The 8,322-nt window shown below is 69.3% G+C and carries 7 protein-coding genes; 6 read left to right on the forward strand and 1 reads right to left on the reverse strand.

Going from position 1 to position 8,322, the window contains the following annotated elements; translation table 11 throughout:
* Nucleotides 1-143, reverse strand: a 143-nt coding sequence (locus AOK00_RS37760; protein ID WP_159041881.1) for a LacI family DNA-binding transcriptional regulator, incomplete at its 3' end; no start/stop codon positions are given.
* Between the two features lie 359 nt (nt 144-502).
* Here AOK00_RS37760 and AOK00_RS31100 point away from each other — a divergent pair.
* The 6 genes from AOK00_RS31100 to AOK00_RS31125 all read left to right on the forward strand — a co-directional run bounded on the left by AOK00_RS31100 (nt 503) and on the right by AOK00_RS31125 (nt 8,302).
* The gene (locus tag AOK00_RS31100; RefSeq protein WP_055603534.1) at nt 503-1,777 is read left to right on the forward strand and encodes an extracellular solute-binding protein; all 1,275 of its coding nucleotides are present in this window, start codon (nt 503-505) and stop codon (nt 1,775-1,777) included.
* Nucleotides 1,778-1,796: 19 nt separating this feature from the next.
* Nucleotides 1,797-2,810, forward strand: a complete 1,014-nt coding sequence (locus AOK00_RS31105) for a carbohydrate ABC transporter permease (protein ID WP_055603535.1) — start codon at nt 1,797-1,799, stop codon at nt 2,808-2,810.
* Nucleotides 2,804-3,679, forward strand: a complete 876-nt coding sequence (locus tag AOK00_RS31110) for a sugar ABC transporter permease (protein ID WP_037637533.1) — start codon at nt 2,804-2,806, stop codon at nt 3,677-3,679. Before AOK00_RS31105 ends, AOK00_RS31110 begins: the two co-directional genes overlap by 7 nt.
* 62 nt (nt 3,680-3,741) lie before the next feature.
* Entirely contained in the window at nt 3,742-5,421 is a 1,680-nt protein-coding gene (locus AOK00_RS31115) for a glycoside hydrolase family 13 protein (protein WP_055603536.1), read from the forward strand.
* Nucleotides 5,409-6,485 (forward strand): LacI family DNA-binding transcriptional regulator, encoded by a 1,077-nt coding sequence (locus AOK00_RS31120; RefSeq protein WP_079042292.1) that lies wholly within the window; start codon nt 5,409-5,411, stop codon nt 6,483-6,485. The genes AOK00_RS31115 and AOK00_RS31120 overlap by 13 nt, the downstream gene beginning before the upstream one ends.
* A 122-nt stretch (nt 6,486-6,607) precedes the next feature.
* Nucleotides 6,608-8,302, forward strand: a complete 1,695-nt coding sequence (locus AOK00_RS31125; protein WP_055603537.1) for a carbohydrate-binding module family 20 domain-containing protein — start codon at nt 6,608-6,610, stop codon at nt 8,300-8,302.
* Nucleotides 8,303-8,322: the final 20 nt, after the last annotated feature.

Consider the following 8,322-nt stretch of genomic DNA (forward strand, 5'->3'; position numbering starts at 1 on the left):
CGCTCGTAGCCGAGCACGTCGAGCGCGGCAAGGACGGATTCACGGGTGGCCCCGGCCACACCGGGCTTGCCGTTGAGCACGCGGCTGACTGTGGCCTCACTGACCCCCGCCTGGGCTGCGATGTCGGAGAGCCGCGCGGTCATGAGGATGGACTGTACCGGTCACGGGGCGTATTGCCCACCGCACGGCTGAGGTACGCGTGATGCAAGCCACTCCGCAAGCTCTTGCAGGTTTTGCGGGGCGCGCGTGGTGCGTTGGGGGCGTGCGCGCGGGGCCGTACGGCGCGTGAGGGGCGTGTGTCAGCTGCTGTCAAGCGATTCAACGGCAACCTTCGGGACACGTGGATGTAACGATCCCCGGTCCTTGCAGAAACTTCTCGCAAGGTCTTTCGGTTCGTTTTCATCCCTGTTACGTTCCTGGCAACCCGGAGCGCCGCGAGGGAGCGGTCGCATGAGGAAGGTTCCAGCCCCTCGTCCCCCCGGGATCAGTTGAAGGAGTTCACATGCGGCGTGGCATAGCGGCCACCGCGCTGGTCGCGGCCCTGGGCGTGACCCTGGCGGCGTGCGGGAGTGACAGCGGTTCGGACGGCGGCTCGAAGAGCTCGGGCGAGCTTTCCGGCACCGTGACCTGGTGGGACACCTCCACGGTCGGCTCCGAGGACAAGGTCTTCAAGAAGGTCGCCGAGGACTTCAAGAAGAAGCACCCGAAGGTCACCGTCAAGTACGTGAACGTGCCGTTCGGTGAGGCGCAGAACAAGTTCAAGAACGCCGCGCAGTCCGGCTCCGGCGCCCCCGACGTCATCCGCTCCGAGGTCGCCTGGACCCCCGAGTTCGCGGACCTCGGCTACCTGGCCCCGCTGGACGGCACCGCCGCCCTCAAGAACCAGGACGACTTCCTGGAGCAGGCCGCGGCCTCCACCAAGTACAACGGCAAGACCTACGCCGTCCCGCAGGTCATCGACTCCATGGGCATCTTCTACAACAAGAAGATCTTCAAGGAGGCCGGCGTCGAGGTCCCCAAGACCATCGACGAGCTCAAGACCGTCTCCGCCAAGATCAAGCAGAAGACCGGCAACCCCGGCCTCTACCTGCGCGGCGACGACGCCTACTGGTTCCTCTCCTTCCTCTACGGCGAGGGCGGCGACCTCGTCGACGCCGAGAAGAAGCAGATCACCGTCGACAACCCGGCCGGTGTGAAGGGCTTCAAGGTCGTCAAGGACCTGGTGGACTCCGGTGCCGCCAAGACCGACGCCACCGACGGCTGGAACAACATGCAGACCGCCTTCAAGGAAGGCAAGGTCGCGATGATGATCAACGGCCCGTGGGCCGTCGCCGACACCTACGCGGGCAAGGAGTTCGCCGACAAGGCGAACCTGGGCATCGCCCCGGTCCCCGCCGGTTCGGCCGGCCAGGGCGCCCCGCAGGGCGGCCACAACCTCGCCGTCTACGCGGGCTCCAAGAACCTCGACGCGTCCTACGCCTTCGCCGAGTACATGACCTCGGTCGAGACCCAGGCGACGGTCGCCAAGGAGCTCAGCCTGCTCCCGACCCGCGAGTCCGTCTACATCAAGCCCGACGTCGCGACCAACGAGATGATCGGCTTCTTCAAGCCGGTCGTCGACAAGGCCGTCGAGCGCCCCTGGATCCCGGAGACCGGCAGCCTCTTCGCGCCGCTCGTCACCGAGTACACCAAGGTCCTCACCGGCCAGACCACCCCGGACGCGGGAGCGAAGGCGACGGGCGACGCCTACCGCAAGCTCCTGAAGGACTGGAAGTAACAGGAAGGCAGGCCGGCTGATGGCTGTGGACACCCCCAGCCAGTCGGTGGTGAAGGCCGCGGGCGACAGCGTCGCCCGCGGCCGGAGCCGCGGAACTGGCAAGCGCAGGAGCGTCAGGAAGCGCTCCCTCGCCACCCACTGGTACGCCTGGGCGATGATCGCCCCGGTGACGATCGTGATCGCGGTGATCATCGGCTATCCGCTGGTCCGCGGCATCTACCTGTCGCTGACCGACGCCAATGAGCGGAACGTCGCGCGGTCGATCGGCGTCAACGAGATCCCGGCCACCTACGAGTTCGTCGGCCTGGACAACTACGCCGACGCGCTCACCGGCGGCCAGTTCCTCTCCACCCTGGGCTGGACGCTGCTCTGGACGGTGTCCTGCGTCTCGGTCACCTTCGCGCTCGGCCTCACCCTCGCCAACGTCCTCAACCGCAAGATCGCCGGCCGCTCCTTCTACCGGCTGCTGCTGATCCTGCCCTGGGCCGTGCCCGGCTTCGTCTCCGTCTTCGCCTGGCGCTTCCTCTACAACCAGGACAACGGTCTCCTCAACAAGATCCTCGCGGGCGGCGGCATCGACGCCGTCCCGTGGCTGAACGACCCCACCTGGGCGAAGTTCTCGGTCATCCTCGTCAACGTCTGGCTCGGCGTGCCGTTCATGATGGTCGCCCTCCTCGGCGGGCTCCAGTCCATCCCCGGCGAGCTGTACGAGGCCGCCGAGATGGACGGCGCCAACGCCTGGCAGCGCTTCCGGCACATCACCATGCCCGGTCTGAGCTCGGTGTCGACGACGGTGGTCCTGCTCTCCACCATCTGGACCTTCAACATGTTCCCGGTGATCTTCCTGCTCACCCGGGGCGGGCCCGGCGAGGCCACCCAGATCCTCGTCACCCAGGCGTACAAGTTCTCCTTCGAGGTCAGTCCGCGCGACTTCGCCCAGTCCTCCACCTGGGGCGTGCTCATCCTGGTCCTCCTGATGCTCTTCGCCGCGGTCTACCGGCGAGTCCTCCGCAAGCAGGGAGAAGTCTGGTGACGACCACGACCCCCACCCCCCAGGCCGTCGTGAACACGCCGATCCGCGGCCGCCGTTCGCCGCTCGCCTCGGTCGCCCTGCACGTCACCCTGATCGTGGCGTCCGTGATCGCCGTCTTCCCCGTGCTGTGGGTCCTGCTGACCTCGCTCAAGCCGGCCAAGTACGCGATCACCACGGACTTCTTCAAGGAGACGACGCTCGAGAACTACACGAACCTGCTGAAGGACACCCCGTTCCTCACCTGGTTCGGCAACTCGCTGCTGGTCGCCGGTCTCACCACCGTCATCGGCGTCTTCATCTCCGCCACGACGGGCTACGCCGTCAGCCGCTTCCGCTTCCCCGGCAAGCGCGGCCTGATGTGGACGCTGCTCATCACCCAGATGTTCCCGGTCGCCGTCCTGATCGTGCCGATCTACAACATCATGGCGTCGATGGGCCTGCTCAACCAGCCGGTCGGCCTGGTCATCACGTACCTGACCATCGCCGTCCCGTTCTGCGCGTGGATGATGAAGGGCTTCTTCGACACCATCCCGCGCGAGATCGACGAGTCCGGCTACGTCGACGGCCTCACCCCGTTCGGCACCTTCTGGCGTCTGATCCTGCCGCTCGCCAAGCCGGGCATCGCGGTCACCGCGTTCTACTCGTTCATCACCGCCTGGGGCGAGGTCGCCTACGCCTCCGCCTTCATGGTCGGCGACGAGAACCTCACGCTGGCCGGCGGACTCCAGAAGTTCGTCAACCAGTACGGCGCCCAGTGGGGCCCGATGGCCGCGGCCTCCGTGCTCATCGCCATCCCCGCGGCCCTGGTGTTCCTCTTCGCCCAGCGTCACCTCGTCACCGGCATGTCCGCCGGTGCCGTCAAGGGCTGACGGCCCTGAGCCCGCCCTCTGTACGCACCTCTGTACGCACCTCCTTACCTCCCAGGGAAGACATGACCCAGCATCTCGCCACCCCGGCCGACGCCCCGACCACCGGCACGCACACGGGCTGGTGGAGAGACGCGGTGATCTACCAGGTCTACCCGCGCAGCTTCGCCGACGGCAACGGCGACGGCATGGGCGACCTGGAGGGCATCCGCAGCCGGCTGCCGTACCTCAAGGAACTCGGCGTCGACGCCGTCTGGCTCTCCCCGTTCTACGCCTCGCCGCAGGCCGACGCCGGATACGACGTCGCCGACTACCGCGCCATCGACCCCATGTTCGGCTCGCTCCTCGACGCCGACGCCGTGATCCGCGACGCCCACGCCCTGGGCCTGCGCATCATCGTCGACCTGGTCCCCAACCACTCCTCCGACCAGCACGAGTGGTTCCAGCGCGCGCTGCGCGAGGGCCCCGGGTCGGTCCTGCGCGAGCGCTACCACTTCCGCCCCGGCAAGGGCGTGAACGGCGAACTGCCGCCCAACGACTGGGAGTCCATCTTCGGCGGCCCCGCCTGGACCCGTACGGAGAACCCGGACGGCACCCCCGGCGACTGGTACCTCCACCTCTTCGCGCCGGAGCAGCCCGACTTCAACTGGGAACACCCCGCCGTCCGCGACGAGTTCCGCTCGATCCTGCGCTTCTGGCTCGACATGGGCGTCGACGGCTTCCGCGTCGACGTCGCCCACGGCCTCGTCAAGGCCGAGGGCCTGCCCGACCTCGGCGCCCACGACCAGCTGAAGCTGCTCGGCAACGACGTCATGCCCTTCTTCGACCAGGACGGCGTCCACGAGATCTACCGCTCCTGGCGGAAGGTCCTCTCCGAGTACGACGGCGAGCGCGTCCTCGTCGCCGAGGCCTGGACCCCCACCGTCGCGCGCACCGCGAACTACGTGCGCCCCGACGAGATGCACCAGGCCTTCAACTTCCAGTACCTGGGCACCCACTGGGACGCGGCCGAGCTGCGCCGCGTCATCGACGACTCGCTGGAGGCGATGCGCCCGGTCGGCGCGCCCACCACCTGGGTGCTGTCCAACCACGACGTCACCCGGCACGCCACCCGCTTCGCCAACCCGGCGGGCCTCGGCACCCAGCTCCGCGAGCCCGGCGACCGCGAACTCGGCCTGCGCCGCGCCCGCGCCGCCACCCTCCTGATGCTGGCGCTGCCCGGCTCGGCCTACGTCTACCAGGGCGAGGAGCTCGGTCTGCCGGACGTCACCGACCTGCCCGACGAGGTCCGCCAGGACCCGTCGTTCTGGCGGGCGTCCGGCCAGGACGGCTTCCGCGACGGCTGCCGGGTCCCGATCCCGTGGACCGTCGACGGCGGCTCGTACGGCTTCGGCGCCGGCGGCTCCTGGCTGCCGCAGCCCACCACCTGGGGCGGCCTGAGCGTCGAGGCGCAGACCGGCGACCCCGGCTCCACGCTGGAGCTGTACCGCAGCGCCCTCGCCGTCCGGCGGGCGCAGCCCGGACTCGGTGCGGGCGAGGCCGTCGAGTGGCTGGAGGCACCCGAGGGTGTGCTCTCCTTCCGCCGCGACGGCTTCGCCTGCATCGCCAACACCACCGGCCGGGCCATCTCCGTCCCGCTGCCCGGCCGGTTCCTTCTCTCGAACGAGGAGATCTCGATCGTCGCCGCCGACGGCGAGGACACCGCGGTCCTGCCCGCCGACTCGACCGCCTGGTGGGCGGTGTGACGATCCCCCTGCCGCGGGGTGCCGGGAACGGCGCCCCGCGGCTCGCGGACATCGCGGCCCAGTCCGGGGTCAGCGAGGCCACCGTCAGCCGGGTCCTCAACGGCAAGGCGGGGGTGGCCGGCGCGACCCGGCACAAGGTGCTCGCGGCGCTCGACGTGCTCGGCTACGAGCGTCCCGTACGGCTGAAACGCCGCAGCGCGGGGCTCGTCGTGCCCGAGCTGACCAACCCGATCTTCCCGGCGTTCGCGCAGGTCGTCGAGCAGGTCCTCGCCGGACACGGCTACACCCCGGTGCTCTGCACCCAGATGCCCGGCGGCGCCACCGAGGACGAGCTCGTCGAGCAGCTCGTGGAGCGCGGGGTGGCCGGCATCGTCTTCCTCTCCGGGCTGCACGCGGACGCCTCCGCCGACCCGGCCCGCTACGCCCGGCTGACCGCCCGGGGCGTGCCGTACGTCCTCATCAACGGCTACAACGAGCACATCGACGCCAACTTCGTCTCGCCGGACGACCGGGCCGCGGCCCGGATGGCCGTGCGGCACCTGGTCGAGCTGGGGCACGAGCGGATCGGCCTCGCCATCGGCCCCACCCGTTACGTGCCCTCGCGCCGAAAGGCCGAGGGCTTCACCGCCGAGCTGTACGAGCTCCTCGGCGTCGAACGCGCCGACGCGGAACGGTTCATCAGACCCACGCTCTTCGGTGTCGAGGGCGGGCACGCGGCCGCCGACATCCTGCTCCGCGAGGGCTGCACCGGCATCGTCTGCGGCTCCGACCTGATGGCGCTCGGCGTGATCCGCGCCGTCCGCGCCCGGGGCCTCGACGTGCCCGGGGACGTCTCCGTCGTCGGGTTCGACGACTCGCCGCTGATCGCCTTCACCAGCCCTCCGCTGTCCACCGTGCGCCAGCCCGTCCAGGCCATGGCGACGGCGGCCGTCGGCGCGCTCCTGGAGGAGATCGAGGGAAACCCCGTGCAGCGCACGGAGTTCGTCTTCCAGCCGGAGCTGGTGGTCCGCGGCTCCACGGCGCAGCCGCCCGCCCGCGCCACGTTGCCGCAAGTCCTTACGTAACAACTTGCGTTGCGGTGTCCGGAGGGTTGACCGGGCGTCGAGGCACTCGTACGGTCACGGCTGAAAACAGTTGCTGAAGTTTTCGGCAACTTCTTGCGACAGTGAAGTCAGCAGGAGGAATCATGGCCAGAAGAACCGTGGCCGCTGCACTCGCCCTCGTGGCGGGAGCTGCCGCTGTGGCCGTCACGGGAAACGCCCCGGCGCAGGCCGCCCCGCCCGGCGAGAAGGACGTCACCGCCGTGATGTTCGAGTGGAACTTCGCCTCGGTGGCCCGGGAGTGCACCGACCGCCTCGGCCCCGCCGGATACGGATACGTTCAGGTCTCCCCGCCCCAGGAACACCTCCAGGGCGGCCAGTGGTGGACCTCGTACCAGCCCGTCAGTTACAAGATCGCCGGACGTCTCGGCGACCGCACCGCCTTCAAGAACATGATCGACACCTGCCACGCGGCCGGCGTCAAGGTCGTCGCCGACTCCGTCATCAACCACATGGCGAACGGCTCCGGTACGGGAACGGGCGGGACCCCGTTCTCCAAGTACGACTACCCGGGCCTGTACTCCGGCTCCGACATGGACGACTGCCGCGCGACGATCTCCAACTACCAGGACCGGGGCAACGTCCAGAACTGCGAACTGGTCCAGCTCCCCGACCTCGACACCGGCGAGGAGTACGTCCGCGGCAAGATAGCCGGCTACCTCAACGACCTGCTCTCCCTGGGGGTCGACGGCTTCCGCGTCGACGCCGCCAAGCACATGCCGGCCGCCGACCTCGCGAACATCAAGTCGCGGCTCACCAAGCCCGGCGTGTACTGGAAGCTGGAGGCCATCCACGGCGCCGGCGAGGCCGTCTCCCCGAGCGAGTACCTCGGCAGCGGGGACGTCCAGGAGTTCCGCTACGCCCGCGACCTCAAGCGCGTCCTGCAGAACGAGAAGCTCGCCCACCTCAAGAACTTCGGCGAGGCCTGGGGGTACATGCCCTCCGGCCAGTCCGGCGTCTTCGTCGACAACCACGACACCGAGCGCGGCGGCGACACCCTCTCCTACAAGGACGGCGCGAACTACACCCTCGCCTCCGTCTTCGCGCTCGCCTGGCCCTACGGCTCCCCGGACGTCCACTCCGGCTACGAGTGGACCGACAAGGACGCCGGACCGCCCAACGGCGGCCAGGTGAACGCCTGTTACACCGACGGCTGGAAGTGCCAGCACGCCTGGCGCGAGATCTCCTCCATGGTCGCCTTCCGCAACACCGCACGCGGCCAGGCCGTCACCGGCTGGTGGGACAACGGCAACAACGCGATCGCGTTCGGCCGCGGCACCAAGGCGTACGTGGCCATCAACCACGAGGCCTCGGCGCTCACCCGCACCTTCCAGACCTCGCTGCCCGCCGGCACCTACTGCGACGTCCAGTCGAACACGCCCGTGACGGTGAACGGATCCGGCCAGTTCACCGCCACCCTCGGCGCCAACACCGCACTCGCCCTGCACGTGAACGCGATGAACTGCGGCTCGGGCACGACCCCGACCACGCCGCCGACGACCCCGCCCGCCACCGCCACCACCGTGGTCGGCCAGGACATCTACGTCACCGGCAACCGCGCCGAACTCGGCAACTGGTCCCCGGCCGCCGCCCTCAAGCTCGACCCGGCCGCGTACCCGGTCTGGAAGCGCACGGTCGCGCTGCCCGCCGGAACGACCTTCGAGTACAAGTACGTCCGCAAGGACGCCGCCGGGAACGTCACCTGGGAATCCGGTGCCAACCGCACCGCGACCGTCCCCGCCTCCGGCCAGCTCGTCCTGAACGACACCTTCCGCAGCTGACCTCCCCGCCCCTCCAGGGC

This window comes from Streptomyces aureus (genome assembly GCF_001418135.1).
GTDB lineage: Bacteria > Actinomycetota > Actinomycetes > Streptomycetales > Streptomycetaceae > Streptomyces > Streptomyces aureus_A.